Raw genomic sequence first — 14509 nt, 5'->3', positions numbered from 1 at the left:
GTTTGGGCTTGGGACACCGGTCTCGTACCGGTGTTTCTCTTGCAGTCTCAGATAGTGACCAGGTTTGGCGGGATTGGCGTAATGCTGTTCACTTAAGCGTATATCGCCCTCTGTAGGAGCGAGCTTGCTCGCGAAGAACCTCAACGATAACGCGTGTTTCCTGATTGAACGCGGCGCCTGTGAGTTTTTCGCGAGCAAGCTCGCTCCTACAAAAAGCCTTAACTGAACGGCATTACGCCGATTAGCGGGGGTTGGGTGGCTCGAACGGCAGCGCCGGAGTCAGAAGTCCACGCGAGTGGTCAGCATGACATTGCGCGGATCGCCGTAATAGCCGGTGTTGAAGAAGCCAATGTTGGTGAGGTAATGCTTGTCGAACAGGTTGTTGACGTTCAGTGTCGTGGAGACTTTGTCGGTGAACTGGTATTTGGCCATGGCGTCGACCACCCAGTAGGCTTCCTGGCGAACGTCTTCGGATCGAGATTTCGCGCTGTTGTAGACCGATTGCCAGGTTTTACCCTGCCAGCGAGCGCCGCCGCCGATGGTCAAGCGGTCCAGTGGGCCGCTGAGCTTGTAGGTGGTAAAGAAGCTGATCTGGTCCTGGGGTTCCAGGGTTGACGCTTTATCACCGTGCTCGTCGCGGATGACCTTGTGGGTATAGCCCGCCTGGGCTTGCCAGCCAGGTGCAAGCTCACCGGACAGCTCGGCTTCGAAACCTTTGGTCTTGGCTTTGATGCCCCTGGAGGCATCGTTGATCGCTGGGTTGGTCGGGTTGGCGTTGTATTCGGTGTCAGATTCCGCGCGGTTGGATTCATGCACTTCGAAATAGGCCAGGCTGGTGTTCAGCCCACCGTCGAAGAACTCGCCTTTCACACCGAGTTCGTAGTTCTTGCCTTCATCGGGTTCCAGTACCTTGTTGTCCCGGTCGCGCGCCGTCTGTGGGTAGAAGATTTCGGTGTAGTTGGCGTAGGCGGTAAAGTTGTCGTTGAGGTCGTAAGTGGCGCCGACATAGGGAATCAGTTTGCCGGTTTCCGTACTGTCGCTGGTGCCTGTCAGCCAATAATTGGCCACGCGACTGCCGAGGATCACTTTAAAATCATCGGTAAGGTTCAAGCGTGCAGTCGCGTAGCCAGCAGTTTGTCGGGTGGTTTCATCGAACCTCTGGGTCACTGCGCCCCAGTCGGGTTTGGGGAAATCACCGTCGAAGTTCCAGAAGTCGACGATTCGTCCATTGGCGTGAATCGGGTTGGCGTAGTTTTTGCCCTTCCAGTGGGAGTTCGACGCAGAGGCGCCCACCACGAGTTCGTGTTCCCGACCACCCAAGCTGAACGGGCCGCTGGCGTAAATATCGCCGGAATCGGCGCGGGTATCACCGGTGAATTTGTTCGCATAAAGCGTCGACAGGCCGGTCGCTACGAATGGGCCTGTCTGGATCGACCCCATCTGTGCGTCGTAACCACTGAATTGATGGGTGTATTGGCCCTTGACCACCCAGTCATTGGCAAATTGGTGTTCCAGCGTGGCGAACGCGCTTTGGGTGAACTGCTCCCAACTGCTCCACTTGGCAGCGCTGTTAAACGAACGCTTTACGTCGATGCGGTTACCGCTACGGTCAAACAACGGACGGCTGCCTGCCCATCCTGCGCCGGATGGGTCGCTGTTCTGATAATCGAATCCGACAGTCAGCAGGGTATCTTCACTGAGATCGGCTTCAATCGTGCCGAAATACACGTTGGTTTTGCGTTCATAGTGGTCCAGGAACGAGTGCTTGTCCTGATAAGCAGCCACCGCACGGCCGCGGATATTGCCGCTTTGTGTGAGTGGCCCACTGACGTCGACCTGGGAACGGTAGTTATCCCAGCTGCCCGCCCCCAATTCGAGGCTGGCCTTGAAGTCCTTGGTTGGCTTTTTACGGATCAGGTTGAGCGTTGCCCCGGGGGCCCCGGCGCCGGACAACAAGCCATTGGCACCCTTGAGTACTTCAACACGGTCGTAGATCGCCATGTCCGTCAGGGTCTGGCCAGACGAATAAGCCGCGTTACGCAGGGTTGGGATGCCGTCATATTGAAAGTTTTCGATCGAAAACCCACGTGCGAAGTATTGGGTCCGCTCGCTGTCGAGCCTCGATACAGTGACGCCTGGCGTATGACGCATCACATCATCGATAGAGGTCAGCGCAAAATCATCCATGTGCTGGCGTGTGATAACACTGATCGACTGAGGTGTTTCTCGTGGGGTCAGTACCATTCGCGTAGCGGTGGCGATGGTGCCCGGCGTATAGGAGCCTGAGTCTTCAGTCACCGTACCCAACTGGTTGGCGCTAACCTGGGTTGCACCCAATTCCAGCGTGGAAGATTCACTGGCACTGGCCGTAATGGTGATGGTAGTGCCCTGCAGCCCATAACTGATGCCGGTGTTCTGGAGCAGGGCGGCGATAGCCCGGGTCGGTGCCAGCTTGCCCTTTACCCTATTGCTGCTTTTGCCTTGCACATCCGTCGGGCTGTAGAGCACCTGCAGATTGGTCTGGCGGCCAAACTCCTGCAGCGCCGCTCCCAGTGGCTGGGCTGGAATGTTGACGTCGATCTCTTGGGCTTGTACGTAACCGGCGATGGGCAGGGAGATCGCAAGGGCAAGCGTACAGGGTTTCAAGTTAAAGCTCATCGCCCGTCGCATGGACAGCGCTTTGCTCAGGGGGCTGAGACCGAGTCGTACTGACATGGATGCGTTCACTTCTCTATTTTTGGTTAGCAGATTATAGGTATTTATTGAGGTTGGTTCTCATTAACTTTAATGGGACGTTCCTCCTTCACTAAACCGGAAAAAAAATTCAAGCGGGCTCCATTTCAGGCACCACCTTGCCCGCGCGTAGACGCACCAGTTGGTCGGCGATATCGAAATAGCGATCGTCGTGGCTGATGACGATGATGGTCTTGCCCAAGCGCTTGAGATCCGGCAACAGCTCTGTGTAGAAGATTCGCCGGAAAGCCGGATCCTGGTCTGCAGCCCACTCATCGAACACCAGTACCGGACGCTCTTCCAGCCAGGCATTGACCAAGGCGAGACGTTTGCGTTGCCCTGTGGAGAGGTCGGTGGTGCTGAATGAGCCGTCCTTGATGGTCACTTTGTGCGCAATCTCCAGGCGTTCCAGGTATTGGGCCGCACTGTCCATCGATTGCTGCCCGCCGCCCTGAACCAGGTCATCAAACAAGTAATAGTCGGCGAACACGGTTGTAAACAACTGGCGGTAATCGTCGCGGGTAGGGGCGATCACTGCCTCGCCGTTAAGGTGGATCTCGCCCGACTGCGGTTGATAAAGCCCCAGTAGCAGCTTGATTAGCGTCGTTTTACCGCAGCCGTTCTCGCCGACGATAAACACGATATCGCCTTGCTTGATGCTCAGGTTGACAGGTCCCAGGTGGAACGGCTCGCTGCCTTCCACGGCTGGGGGGCTATAGCTTACGTCGCGCAGTTCCAGGCTGTGGACCACCGGTTTTGGTGCTTCGCTGTCTTCGAGCAGCAAATGCGGTTCGGGCGACGAAAAGCGGTCGGACAATTCAGCGATGCGCGAGAACGCGATCTGCGCGCGGCTGACGATCGGTAAGGCGGTGACCACGTGTTCAAGCGGTCCCTTCATATACAGCAGTACCAGCACAAAGCCGGTAATCACAGCCGGGTCGGGGTTTGGGTTATACGCCTGGAACGCCAGCGCCAAGCCGATGACCACAAAGAACAGCATGGAGCCGAAGGTCTTGGCCACAATGAAGATGTTCACCGAGCGAACCTGGATATCGCTGATGCGATCAGCGGTAGCCTGGATGCGATGGGTATTCATCCGGTAGCGGCGAGGCCTGTGAATGCGCAACTCCTTCGCGCCAGAAGCGATTGCGGTGTAGTAGCGTTGCAGCTCATCTTCCTGGTCACGAGCTGCTTCAAAACCCTTGATCCCAGCAGAGCGTGCGACGTACTGCACGGACGTGCCGATTAAAATCGCCACGATCATCATCAGGAACATCGGCACCGACAGGTACGCCAGGTATCCCAGGCAGCCCAAAGTCACCGTACTGGCGATGGCCAGCGGGGTGAAAGAAAAGGAGAAATCACTGATGGTGTCGACGTCGTGAGTCAGCACCGGAATCAGTTTGTGGGTGCGGTAGCGTTCGATTTGTTCGATAGGTGCTGACAGCACCTTTTCTCCCAGCTCCTTGCGCAGTGCGGCGATGATGCGTTGGCCGACGTAGTTGGTGCCGATATCTGAGACGATCGAGCTGACCAGGGCAAGCGCACACAGCGCAGCGAAGGTCAAAATCACACCTTGCGTCATGCCGGTAGACGAATGCAGCGCAGTGTTAATCGTCGCCAGCAGCAAGGTAATGGCCAGGCCACCCGCCATGCCAAGGGCGACGGAGACCGTCACGATAGTGCGAAAAGGCCTGAGCAATGCGAGCAAACCTTTGAAGGCGCCGCGCTTGGGGTCGGTCATAAATACTTCCCGGAAAGTGAAAAAGAGGGGGCTGGGCACACAGACCCTTACCCATGACAAACGAAGCTGTAGCGTGACTATTTAGCGCGGCGTGCCGGACGGTGGCCGTGGGCGATAAATTGCCCGGGGCCTGGTTCGTTCTTGTTCTGTAGGCGCACGTGCATCAATGCCGTGCGTGGCCCTTTGAGCGAGAGCGAAACACATGTCGAAAAAGAACCTGGTGTATGTCTGGTCCCTGAGAAACGCCGCCGCCGACAAGGCGGGGCAGCCGGTGGCCTATAAAGACCACGAGCGCTATATGAAATCGGTGTTGGAGTTTCTGGTGGGCTCGCTCAACGACACGCCGCTGGGCGAGGCTTACAACCTGGTGGGCGTGGTGTATGACGATGATGAGCAAAACCCGCGTGACCAGCAGTTGGTGGCGGACTATGGCTTTGCTTACCAGCCGGGGCGTCAGTGGTTGTACCCGGCGGATTTGCGTGTGCAGGGTACGTTGGTCAATGACCTGCTGCTGAGCGTGCCGTCGACCTATCGTCGCCTGCCACGGGGCAGCGCCGAACATGTCGCCGGCAAGCAGGATTTCGAGCGTCGGCTGCATGACACCCTGGTGGAGTTGAAGGCTGACATCGTGGTGCTGGATGGTTTGCTGGTGATCCTCGACGAGCTGGTGCGCCCGGGCGCGCCGTTTGCGCGGCGCATCATGAACATTCATCCGGGCATCACCCGCCTCGAATCGCCTTACGAACGCCGTGGGGCGTATGCCACCTGGAATGCCCTGTACGGCGCACGTGGGCAGGCGATTACCGACTGGGCGACCAAGGCGACGCAGGCGTGCGAGCCGTTGTATTGGACGGGTGCGTCATTCCACTACGTGGATAACGGCATCGATTCGGGAGAGGTGTTCCACGACGTGCTCAAGACCGAGATTTCGCCTGAGGACACCATCCTTGAGCTGCGCTGGAACAACTTCAACAACAGCCTGTTCCCGGCGCTGCATGAAGGCTTGGCGCTGTTGGCCAAACAAGGCTGAACCCTGTAGGAGCGAGCTTGCTCGCGAAAAACGTCAACGATGACGCGCGCTTCCTGAATAAACGCGGCGTCTATGAGTTTTTCGCGAGCGAGCTCGCTCCTACAATGGGTTAGAGTTCGCGGACTACCCGAAAGCCAATCCAATCCCCGCGCGTTTGCGGGTAGATGTTGTTGCGATTGCCCGAGCGTGAGAACACCGGCGCCTCGCCCCAGTCATTGCCGCGAATCTGGTAGGCCTCGCAGTTGGGCTCCACCCAGGCACTGCCATCCGTCGGCGCGCCGACGTAGTTGGGGTGCTCGCAATCAGCCACCCGCTCATACACATTGCCGTGCATGTCATACATGCCAAACGCATTCGGTGGGTAGCTGCCCACGGGCGACGAATAGCTGTAGCCGTCCGCCGGGCCGTAGGTGTTGGCGTGTTGGGCGATGCTGTAGCCCTTGCCTTCGTCGAACGGGAAGGGGAACGGGCCGCTGGTGCCGGCGCGGGCGGCGTATTCACGCTGGGCTTCGCTGACCATCTGGTAGGTGTGCCCGGTCTTCTTCGACAACCAGCTCACGTACTGCTTGATGTCGTCCATGTCCATGCACACCGCCGGCTGACGTGGCCCCTGGGGGTAGCGCGGCTTGCTGGCGATGCATTCACGGCCGGGGCGGTCGTCGCCATTGGCGATCTTCACCCCGGTCTGGCGCACGTAGCTGTCCCATTCGCCGGCGGTGATATGGAAGCGGCTCATGGCGAACGGTTTGGCGAAGGTCACCTCATGCATCGGGCCTTCGTCGGGCTCGCGGCCCACTTCGTCTTCGGGCGTGCCCATGGTGAAGGTGCCGGCGGGCAGCACTACCATTTCCGGGCAATCCTTGCAGTCTTTGAACACCTTGCCCGGTTGTGGGGCGGCGGCCTGGGCCAGGCCGGGCAGCAGGGCGCCGCACAGGGCGGTGAGTGCCAGTGCGGTGAGGGGTTTGAGTTGGGATGGAATCATGGAGGCATCTCGTTCAAAGGGAAAAAGGGTCATAACCGCTGGCTCAGCAGGGCCATGAAGCGCTGGATCTCATCGGAGTTGTTAAGCAGGCCCGGTGAGGTGCGAATCACCGGGCCGACGTCACGGTCCACCGCGTCCACCACCACGCGGTTTTTCATCAGGTAGGCCGCGACGGCATCGCTGTCCTGATCCTTGACCCGAAAGAACGTGAATCCCGCTGACAGCTCGGGGCTGCGCGGCGTGACCAGTTCGATCTGCGGGTGGGCCAGCAGTTGGTCCTTGAGTTCAGTGTTGAGGGCATGGATACGTGCCTGCACCGGTGCCTTGCCCAGTTGCAGGTGCAACTTGAAGGCTTCATCGGCGGCCCAGCGATGTTCGAAGGCGTGGTAGCCACCGGGCGTCATGGTCGTGGCGAAATCTTTGTCTTCGGAGAAGGTCGGAATCATCGGTGTGACGTATTTGTTTTCGGTCTCGCGGGCGCACACCAGGCCGGTGCCGCGCGGGCCGAACATCCACTTGTGGGTGCCAGCGATGAAGAAGTCGCAGTGCATATCGGGGAAGTCGAGGTCTTCCACGCCGAAGCCGTGCACGCCATCGACGATATAGAGCAGGCGATCCTGCTCGTCACGGGTGCGGTTGTGTTCGTCCACCAGCTTGCCGATCTCACCGATGGGCAATTTCACGCCGCTGCCGGACTGTACCCAGGTCATGCCCAGCACGCGCGTATTAGGGCGAATGTTGCGCTGGATATTGCCCAGCACCTCGTCGGCCGAGACCTGATGGGCGTTGTTGAACAGGCGTATTTTACGTACCTGGGTCCGCTCCTTGCGCACCCTGAAATCCAGGCTGAACGCGGTGGCGTAGTGCTCATGCACCGTGGTGAGGATTTCCTGGTCGGCGCGCACCTTGATCCCGCCATAGATCATCGCCAGCCCTTCAGATGTGCTGCCGGTGAGGGCGATCTGCGCCGGTTTGGCGTTCAGGTAACGGCCGGCCCACTCGCGCACCTGGCCCTCACGCTTCCAGGTTTCCTGCAAGTCCCAGTCCATGGCCAGGCCAGGGTTGCGGTCGATCTGTTGGCGGTAGCGCTCGATGGCCTCGCGCACGGGCCTTGGGTGCGAGGCCACCAGGAAGTTGGAAAAATGCAGGTAGCTCGGGTCCTGGTTGAACAGCTGTTTCAATCCCGTCCATGGGTCGTTCGTAACGGCGGCCACTGCCTGAGGCAGCAACGCGGTGCCCAGCGGCAGGCTTGCGGCAAAGACGCCGGCCTGCTTGAGAAATGTACGGCGGTCGGTCATGGACTTACTTCGTGAGTAGTTAGCGGTTGGCCAAGGGTTTGGCGGCTTTTTGGACCTGCTCCCACACCCGCAGGAAGTTGCCTCCCCACAGCTTGGCGATATCGGCCTCGGAGTAGCCGCGCTGGATCAGTTCGGCAGTGACGTTGCGCACCTCGCCGACGTTCTCCCAGCCCTTCAAGCCGCCACCGTCATTGAAATCCGAGGCAATGCCGACATGATCGATGCCGATCTTGCGCACGGTGTAGTCGATGGCGTCGCCCAGGTCCTTGAGGGTGGCCTTGGGTTCTTCCTCGAGAATGCCGTACAGCGCGCTGGCGTACTGGCCGAAGCGTTGCTCGGGCCAGGCGGCAATGATTGCATCGCCGGGCATCAAGGCCATGGCCAGGTTGGGCAGTGGCGGCAGGTCGAAGCGTGCGCGCAGGACGTTGAGCTTGTCCTGGGTCGGCTGGCTCAAGGGGCGCAGGTAGGCGGGGAAGCCCACCACTTGCACCACGCCGCCGCTGTTCTTGATCAGTTGCAGTTCCTTGTCACTGAGGTTGCGCGGGATGTCCACCGATGCCCGTGGCGCCGAGTGGGACGCCACCATCGGCGTGCGGCTCAACTGCGCGACCTGTTCCAGGGCCTTGGTCGACATCTGCGACACGTCGATGATCACCCCCAGGTCATTGAGGCGATGCACCGCTTGCTGGCCGATCGGCGACAGGCCCTCGAGGGCATCAGGGGAGTCATTGAAAAACGGCAGCGGGCGCGACGAGTCGGACCAGGCGTTATTGCCGATGTAGCTGAAGCCGAACATGCGCATGCCGCGTGCGGCCCACAGGTCCAACTGGTTCAGGTCGTTGCCCAGGGGGTAGGCGTTGAGCATGCTGATAAAGATCGCGAACTTGCCTTCGCCGTGCAGGCGCCGCATATCGTCCGGGGTGTAGGCGATGCCCACCTGGTTGGGAAAGTCACGCACCATGCCGGAGATGATCTTGTAGCGCACCTCCTGCTCGTGGCGGGCCTCTTCGACAAAACCGTCGGTGGGCTTGTGCGGGGCGTTGGCGCCGTTCCAGATTTCCGGCCAGCCGAAGATCGTCAGTGCAGCACCCGACAATCGGCCGCGGGCGGCCTTGGCCAGGTCGAACTGGCCGCTGCCATCCTTGTCGGCCTCGTTGCCCGCCGTGCCGAAATCCAGGGGCAGGGTGATGTGGCTGTCGAATGACAACAGGCGATCCTGCATTTCATTGGCCTGCTTGATCACCTCCAGCGGGTAGCCGGCGTTGCCCTTGAACCATTGATCCCAGACCAGCAAGCCCGCCCCGGCGCCGATAGCCAGGGCCAGCGGCAGGCCGATATACAGCGCCTTTTTCGAACGTGATTTTGTCATTGCCATCTCAGTCAGTTGAGGCCTTTGCTATCAGGGAGGAACGAGCGATGGCGGGGGAAATTTAGGTGGCGGGGGCAGGGCGGTAAATTTCATCGGGCTGCAAACGTTCTAGCTCTGATCAAGCCGTTTCCTAAGGTAGCCAATGACAATCTCTCGACGTGGGTTCATCGCAGGCCTGGCGCTGACCGGTGCAGCCGTGCCCGCGGCCTTTTATGCCCATCGCGAGTTGACACGGGAAGAAGCGTTTCCCATCACCCCCGGCGAAGCCACGGTCGACCTCGCTGACACCCAGGGCCAGCACCTGGCGAACACCCTGCGGGGCGTTTGGAGCGTGCGCCTGGAAGGCCGCGATGCCGGCCTTGCGGGCCTGCCGCTGCAAGGCCTGGAGTTGCTGCTCGACATCGCCCCCCGTGGCCGTGGCCTGCGCGGTTACCTGGACACCGCCGAGCAATTGCGCGCCGACGGCGAGCCGCGTTACCGCGTCTTGGGCGACCTACTGACGGGCGAGGGCGCCGTGCTCTATTGGCGCTTGATCGACCGTGATTCCGACGGCGGCGCGCCGGCCTATGAATTCAAGATGACCCTGGATGAAGTCTGGGCCGATTTCGGCAATGCCGGCAGCGCCACCCTCAGCGGGCACATCCTCGACCTTGAGCGGCCCCTGGCGCTGACCGAACGCGACAACCGTTTTATCGCCCACAAACAACTGTTCCCCGAAGCCCGCCAGCGCATCGGCCTCAACCCGACCTTGCTGGCCTGGCTGATTTCTCCCGAGCACCGCCTGTTTCACCAGCTCTGGCACGCCACCCGCGACCAATGGCACAAGCTCTCCGAAGAAAAACGCGAGGCCCTGCGCGGCATCGGCTGGCAGCCCGGGCCCCGTGGCCACGAACGCGACGCCCGCGGCAAGCGCAAAGACCGCAATGGTTCGGGCATCGACTTCTTTTTCATGCACCGCCACATGCTCGGCACCGCACGCTCCATGCAGGACTTGCCGTCCTGGCCGCAATTCCCCGAGCCGCAACCGCCGTTGGAGCGCGATCGCCTGGGCTTTGTGCGCTACTTCGACAACCACGACGGTTTCGCGCTGCCGCCCTGTTGGTCGGCGCCGGATGACGCCGACTACACCCAGTGGGTCAGCGATATCAAGGCGGCCGAGACCTACCACAGCAACTTTCAGGTGTGGGAATCCCAGTACCGCGATCCGCGCTACCTGGCCAAGTTGAGCCTGGGCCAACTGGGCTCGGAAATGGAACTGGGCCTGCACGATTGGCTGCATATGCGCTGGGCCTCGGTGCCCCGCGACCCGTCCAACGGCGCCCCGGTCCCCTTCGCCCGGGACCCCGCAGACTTTGCCGCACGTTGGTATGCGCCGGAGAACGACTTTCTGGGCGACCCGTTTTCATCCCATGTAAACCCGGTGTTCTGGCATTTCCACGGCTGGATCGATGACCGCATCGAAGACTGGTTTCGTGCCCACGAGCGCTTCAACCCAGGTGAGGTGAGCCGACTGGAAGTCAACGGCGTGGCCTGGTTCGCGCCAGGCCGCTGGGTCGAAATAGGCGACCCGTGGCTGGGCCCGGACACCCACGGCTGCAGCACCACGCCGGGGCTGCAACAGGGGCGTTCGATGGAAATGGATCCGGAGATCATGAAGCTGGCCCTGCGCATTACCTTCGGTGCCGATGAAGAGCTGCTCAAGGGCTTGTTCAAACGTGTACCGCAGCGGCCATGGTATGCGCGGCATTTGAAGGTCAAGCGCGAGGCTTAGCAGGGGTTCTTAAACCTGCTCTTCCTCGCGCAATTGCGCACTCATTTCATCGCAACTGCGTGCCCAGTCGTTCAACCATTGCGGCATCGGCGGTGAAGTGTCGTCCAAGCCCAGCTCGCGGATAAATTCGGCCGGGGGCAGGGTGCCCTTGGCGGAGCGAAACAGCCCGCGCATCACCACCACGCCGACCACCCGCCCATTGCTGACGAAGCGGTGCTCCATCAGGTTCCACTTGTGGTCCCAGCCGAGAATGCGGGTGTGCACGTCGAATGCCTCGAACAGCTTCAATTCCCGACGGAACTTGCCCCAGGTATCGCCGACTATCGGCATGGCCTTGTGACGCAGCGCCACGCGAAAGGCGCCCGTGCGCAGCACAAAATCCATGCGTGCCACATCGGCCAGGGTGAAATACCGGCCATTGGTGACATGCCGGTTCAGGTCCAGATCCAGCGGCCAGACCCGCATGCGCACCACCGTGGTGGCCAGGCCGTGAACCGGTTTGCGCCAGGGGCGGCGCAACAGCATGTGCAGTAATCGAAACCAGAGATTCATAAAGACGCCAGACAGTTGATCAATGGCCGCACTGTACGGGGGCGGAATCGGCTAAGGTAGATGCGTAAATGACTTATTACATGCGAAAAGTGCAAGCCGGAGTTTTTATATGCACGTCACCTTGCTCCTGGCGGATCAGTGTTCCGCTGCCAGTGCCACCCTGGCCATGGAAATGCTCAGTGCGGCCAATCTGTTCGCTGACAGCCCGCCGTTTGAGGTGATGCTCGCGTCTATGGACGGCCAGCCGGTAACGGTATGGGGTGGGCAATGCCTGCAGGTGCACGGTTCACTGGCGCAGATCGCGCACACCGACCTGGTGCTGATTCCCGGGTTTCTCTTTACCCTCAAGGAAGCCCTGCCGACGTTCGCCGCCTACGGCCCCTGGTTACGTGAGCAGCATGGACAGGGCGCTGTATTGGCTTCGATGTGCACGGCGGCCTTCATGCTGGCCGAAACGGGGTTATTGCACGGCTTGCGTGCGACGACTCACTGGGCATTTGCCGGGTTCTTCCGGCGTCGATATGCCCAGGTCAGCCTGGATGAGGGGCAGATCCTCTGCGAAGACAATCGCCTGATCACCTGCGGCGGCGCTACGGCGGCGATGGATTTAATGCTGCACCTGGTCCGCCGTTTCGGTTCGCCGGAGCTGGCTCATACCTGCGGCAAGTATTTGCTGATCGATGCTGGGCGCACTGAGCAGTCGGCCTACGCGATGTGGTCGCTGCCCAAGAGCCACGGTGATGCGCAGATCCTGCGTGTGCAGCATTGGTTGGAGCAGCACTTTGCGCAGTCATTGGTGATCGACGAGGTTGCCCAGCGCTTTGGCTTTGGGGTGCGTAATTTCAAGCGGCGCTTCAAGGAGGCCACGGGGTGTACGCCGATTGGTTATCTGCAGAGTCTGCGTCTGGAGCGCGCCAAGCAGATGCTTGAGTCGACGCGGATGACGCTCGATAGCATTACGTATGCGGTGGGTTATGAGGACAGTAATTCGTTTAGGCGGTTGTTTCAGCAGCGGGTGGGGATGCTGCCGGCGGCGTATCGCAAGAAGTTTCTGACTGCTCCGTGATCCAACTGTGGGAGCTGGCTTGCCTGCGATGACGGCCTGCCAGCCGACACTTGCCTACCTGACACCCCACAATCTAAATGTGGGAGCTGGCTTGCCTGCGATGGCGGCCTCCCAGCCGACGCCTATCTACCTGATGCCCCGCGATCAAACTGTGGGAGCGGGCTTGCTCGCGAAGGCGGCCTGGCAGTCAGCACAGTTGGATTGTGTACATATCCATTGCTGCGGTAACGGCGACTTAGGGTTCCGCCTGACGGCGGGTCACTTTGGAAAAGCCCCAAAGTAACCAAAGGGCTCTTGCCCCACCACTCGGCACCTCGCTGGGGCTCGGTGTGCCCGTAATCCGCCAGTGATTTGGGGGGCCGCCGCCACGCGCCATCCATGGCGCGGGGCGGCTAAACCGGCATCCCTGCCGGTTTACCCCCCAAATCACTGTCGAATTCCGGCCAGCGTGGTTTGACGGGGCGCTTGAGATCAAAGGCAGATCAAGATCAAGAGCGGCTCGCTTCGCATCGTGGTTACGGGGGGTAGTGTGATGTAGAAATTGAAGACGAAAAAAAACCGGCTGATCAGGCCGGTTTGGGGTGTCCCGCCAACAGTGCGGGGTTATACGTGGGTGCTCAGCAAGCGCTCGGCACCGCCTTCAGCGAGACCACGTTCTTGCAAGCGATCAGCACCGCCTTCAGCCAGGCTACGTTCTTGCAGGCGATCCGCACCGCCTTCAGCCAGGCCACGTTCTTGCAAGCGATCCGCACCACCTTCAGCCAGGCCACGTTCTTGCAGGCGATCCGCACCGCCTTCAGCCAGGCCGCGTTCTTGCAAGCGATCAGCACCGCCTTCAGCCAAACCGCGTTCTTGCAGGCGATCCGCGCCACCTTCGGCAACGCGGGTTTCTATCAGGCGATCCGCGCCGCCTTCAGCGACAACCGGGTGGGCAAAAGCGTTTGCAGCGAGTACCGAGAAAGCGAGGCTGAGCAAGAGTTGGCGTTTCATGATGGTGTGCTCCGAGTGTTTTAGTTGGGTGCCGTTTGGCATGGGTTTGATGTTACGCGTTGCATTTTTTAAGAGAACTTCATTGCGCTGATGGTGACTATCGATGCCAACGATGGTCCCGCTGGCGGGACCATCACTGCGGCCGTCATGGCATTTGCGGCAGTTCGTTGGGGCGCAGGTCAAACACCAGCACTTCGGCGTCTTCGCCATGGCTCAGGCGGATCTGGCGTTCGTCCCGTACGCGTACACCGTCGCCTTCCTGCAAGCGCTGGCCGTTGAGTTCCACGCTGCCGCGCGCCACATGGACGTAGGCGTAGCGATCCGGCGCCAGTTCCAGGCGGGCACTTTCGTCAGCGTCGAACAGGCCGGCGTACACCCGTGCGTCCTGGCGCACTTTCAGCGAACCGTTGGCGCCCTCCGGCGAGATGATCAACTGCAAGCGGCCACGTTTTTGCGCTTCAGTGAAATGCTCTTGCTGATAGCGCGGTTTGGCGCCGGCTTCGTTGGGCACGATCCAGATTTGCAGGAAGTGCACGCCATGACGCTGGCTATGGTTGAACTCGCTGTGGGCCACGCCGCTGCCGGCGCTCATCAGTTGCACATCGCCGGGGCGGATCACTGAGCCGGTGCCCAGGGTGTCCTTGTGTTCCAGCGCACCTTCGAGCACGTAGGAGAAGATCTCCATGTCGCGGTGCGGGTGCTGGCCGAAGCCTTTGCCTGCGGCGACGCGGTCATCGTTGATCACCAGCAGGTCGGAAAAACCCTGCTCCTTGGGGTTCCAGTAGTTGGCAAAAGAGAAGGTGTGGAACGACTTCAACCAACCGTGATTGGCGGCGCCGCGTTCGGAAGCTTTGCGAAGGGTCAGCATGGTCCAGTCCTCAAGTGAGCGCGGGCTGCGAGATGCAGGGCGCTTGCGTTGAGAAGAAGGTTAATGGTTAACGAATGATTGATTAAGAAGATGAAAATAGAATAAC

11 protein-coding genes are annotated in these 14509 nt (G+C 60.3%); 3 read left to right on the top strand and 8 right to left on the bottom strand.

Going from position 1 to position 14509, the window contains the following annotated elements; all coding sequences use genetic code 11:
* Positions 1 to 279: 279 nt before the first annotated feature.
* On the bottom strand, positions 280 to 2670 hold the full coding sequence (locus tag V8689_RS16260) for a TonB-dependent siderophore receptor (protein ID WP_056783826.1): 2391 nt from the start codon (positions 2668 to 2670) through the stop codon (positions 280 to 282).
* A gap of 154 nt (positions 2671 to 2824) precedes the next feature.
* A complete protein-coding gene (locus V8689_RS16255; RefSeq protein ID WP_056783828.1) occupies positions 2825 to 4477 on the bottom strand; it encodes a cyclic peptide export ABC transporter in 1653 nt (550 codons plus the stop codon).
* Between the two features lie 202 nt (positions 4478 to 4679).
* On the opposite strand from V8689_RS16255, the gene V8689_RS16250 reads away from it, so the two are divergent.
* Positions 4680 to 5507, top strand: coding sequence for a N(5)-hydroxyornithine transformylase PvdF (locus V8689_RS16250; protein WP_056783831.1), 828 nt, complete (start codon positions 4680 to 4682; stop codon positions 5505 to 5507).
* Between the two features lie 109 nt (positions 5508 to 5616).
* Here the strand turns inward: V8689_RS16250 and pvdO are convergent, their stop codons facing one another.
* The 3 genes from pvdO to pvdM are packed head-to-tail and all read right to left on the bottom strand — an operon-like array spanning position 5617 to position 9156.
* Entirely contained in the window at positions 5617 to 6489 is an 873-nt protein-coding gene (pvdO, locus tag V8689_RS16245) for a dihydropyoverdine dehydrogenase (RefSeq protein ID WP_056783834.1), read from the bottom strand.
* 29 nt (positions 6490 to 6518) lie between these two features.
* Entirely contained in the window at positions 6519 to 7787 is a 1269-nt protein-coding gene (gene pvdN, locus V8689_RS16240) for a pyoverdine-tailoring periplasmic protein PvdN (protein ID WP_056783837.1), read from the bottom strand.
* Positions 7788 to 7806: 19 nt separating this feature from the next.
* Positions 7807 to 9156 (bottom strand): pyoverdine-tailoring dipeptidase-like protein PvdM, encoded by a 1350-nt coding sequence (gene pvdM / locus V8689_RS16235; RefSeq protein ID WP_056783838.1) that lies wholly within the window; start codon positions 9154 to 9156, stop codon positions 7807 to 7809.
* Between the two features lie 142 nt (positions 9157 to 9298).
* Between pvdM and pvdP the strand changes: the two genes are divergently transcribed.
* Positions 9299 to 10927 carry a pyoverdine maturation tyrosinase PvdP gene (gene pvdP, locus V8689_RS16230; RefSeq protein ID WP_056783841.1) on the top strand — a complete coding sequence of 543 codons (1629 nt, stop codon included), beginning with the start codon at positions 9299 to 9301 and terminating at the stop codon, positions 10925 to 10927.
* A gap of 9 nt (positions 10928 to 10936) precedes the next feature.
* Here the strand turns inward: pvdP and V8689_RS16225 are convergent, their stop codons facing one another.
* Entirely contained in the window at positions 10937 to 11479 is a 543-nt protein-coding gene (locus V8689_RS16225) for a thioesterase family protein (protein WP_056783844.1), read from the bottom strand.
* A gap of 109 nt (positions 11480 to 11588) precedes the next feature.
* Here V8689_RS16225 and V8689_RS16220 point away from each other — a divergent pair, with 109 nt between their 5' ends.
* Positions 11589 to 12545, top strand: a complete 957-nt coding sequence (locus tag V8689_RS16220) for a GlxA family transcriptional regulator (RefSeq protein WP_056783846.1) — start codon at positions 11589 to 11591, stop codon at positions 12543 to 12545.
* Between the two features lie 603 nt (positions 12546 to 13148).
* Here the strand turns inward: V8689_RS16220 and V8689_RS16215 are convergent.
* Together V8689_RS16215 and V8689_RS16210 are read right to left on the bottom strand one after the other, a co-directional pair.
* The gene (locus tag V8689_RS16215; RefSeq protein WP_081089504.1) at positions 13149 to 13535 is read right to left on the bottom strand and encodes a hypothetical protein; all 387 of its coding nucleotides are present in this window, start codon (positions 13533 to 13535) and stop codon (positions 13149 to 13151) included.
* A 145-nt stretch (positions 13536 to 13680) separates the two neighbouring features.
* Complete coding sequence (locus tag V8689_RS16210) at positions 13681 to 14403, bottom strand: pirin family protein (protein ID WP_056783851.1); 723 nt, start codon at positions 14401 to 14403, stop codon at positions 13681 to 13683.
* Positions 14404 to 14509 lie beyond the last annotated feature (106 nt).

This window comes from Pseudomonas sp. AK181 (assembly GCF_051122975.1).
GTDB lineage: Bacteria > Pseudomonadota > Gammaproteobacteria > Pseudomonadales > Pseudomonadaceae > Aquipseudomonas > Aquipseudomonas lactis.
This window is presented reverse-complemented; position numbering and strand designations above follow the sequence as displayed.

What these genes read in the sequence shown, in the direction of transcription:
- V8689_RS16260 (WP_056783826.1), bottom strand. Translation starts at nt 2,670, where the DNA reads ATGCGACGGGCGATGAGCTTTAACTTGAAACCCTGTACGCTTGCCCTT.
- V8689_RS16255 (WP_056783828.1), bottom strand. Translation starts at nt 4,477, where the DNA reads ATGACCGACCCCAAGCGCGGCGCCTTCAAAGGTTTGCTCGCATTGCTC.
- V8689_RS16250 (WP_056783831.1), top strand. Translation starts at nt 4,680, where the DNA reads ATGTCGAAAAAGAACCTGGTGTATGTCTGGTCCCTGAGAAACGCCGCC.
- pvdO (WP_056783834.1), bottom strand. Translation starts at nt 6,489, where the DNA reads ATGATTCCATCCCAACTCAAACCCCTCACCGCACTGGCACTCACCGCC.
- pvdN (WP_056783837.1), bottom strand. Translation starts at nt 7,787, where the DNA reads ATGACCGACCGCCGTACATTTCTCAAGCAGGCCGGCGTCTTTGCCGCA.
- pvdM (WP_056783838.1), bottom strand. Translation starts at nt 9,156, where the DNA reads ATGACAAAATCACGTTCGAAAAAGGCGCTGTATATCGGCCTGCCGCTG.
- pvdP (WP_056783841.1), top strand. Translation starts at nt 9,299, where the DNA reads ATGACAATCTCTCGACGTGGGTTCATCGCAGGCCTGGCGCTGACCGGT.
- V8689_RS16225 (WP_056783844.1), bottom strand. Translation starts at nt 11,479, where the DNA reads ATGAATCTCTGGTTTCGATTACTGCACATGCTGTTGCGCCGCCCCTGG.
- V8689_RS16220 (WP_056783846.1), top strand. Translation starts at nt 11,589, where the DNA reads ATGCACGTCACCTTGCTCCTGGCGGATCAGTGTTCCGCTGCCAGTGCC.
- V8689_RS16215 (WP_081089504.1), bottom strand. Translation starts at nt 13,535, where the DNA reads ATGAAACGCCAACTCTTGCTCAGCCTCGCTTTCTCGGTACTCGCTGCA.
- V8689_RS16210 (WP_056783851.1), bottom strand. Translation starts at nt 14,403, where the DNA reads ATGCTGACCCTTCGCAAAGCTTCCGAACGCGGCGCCGCCAATCACGGT.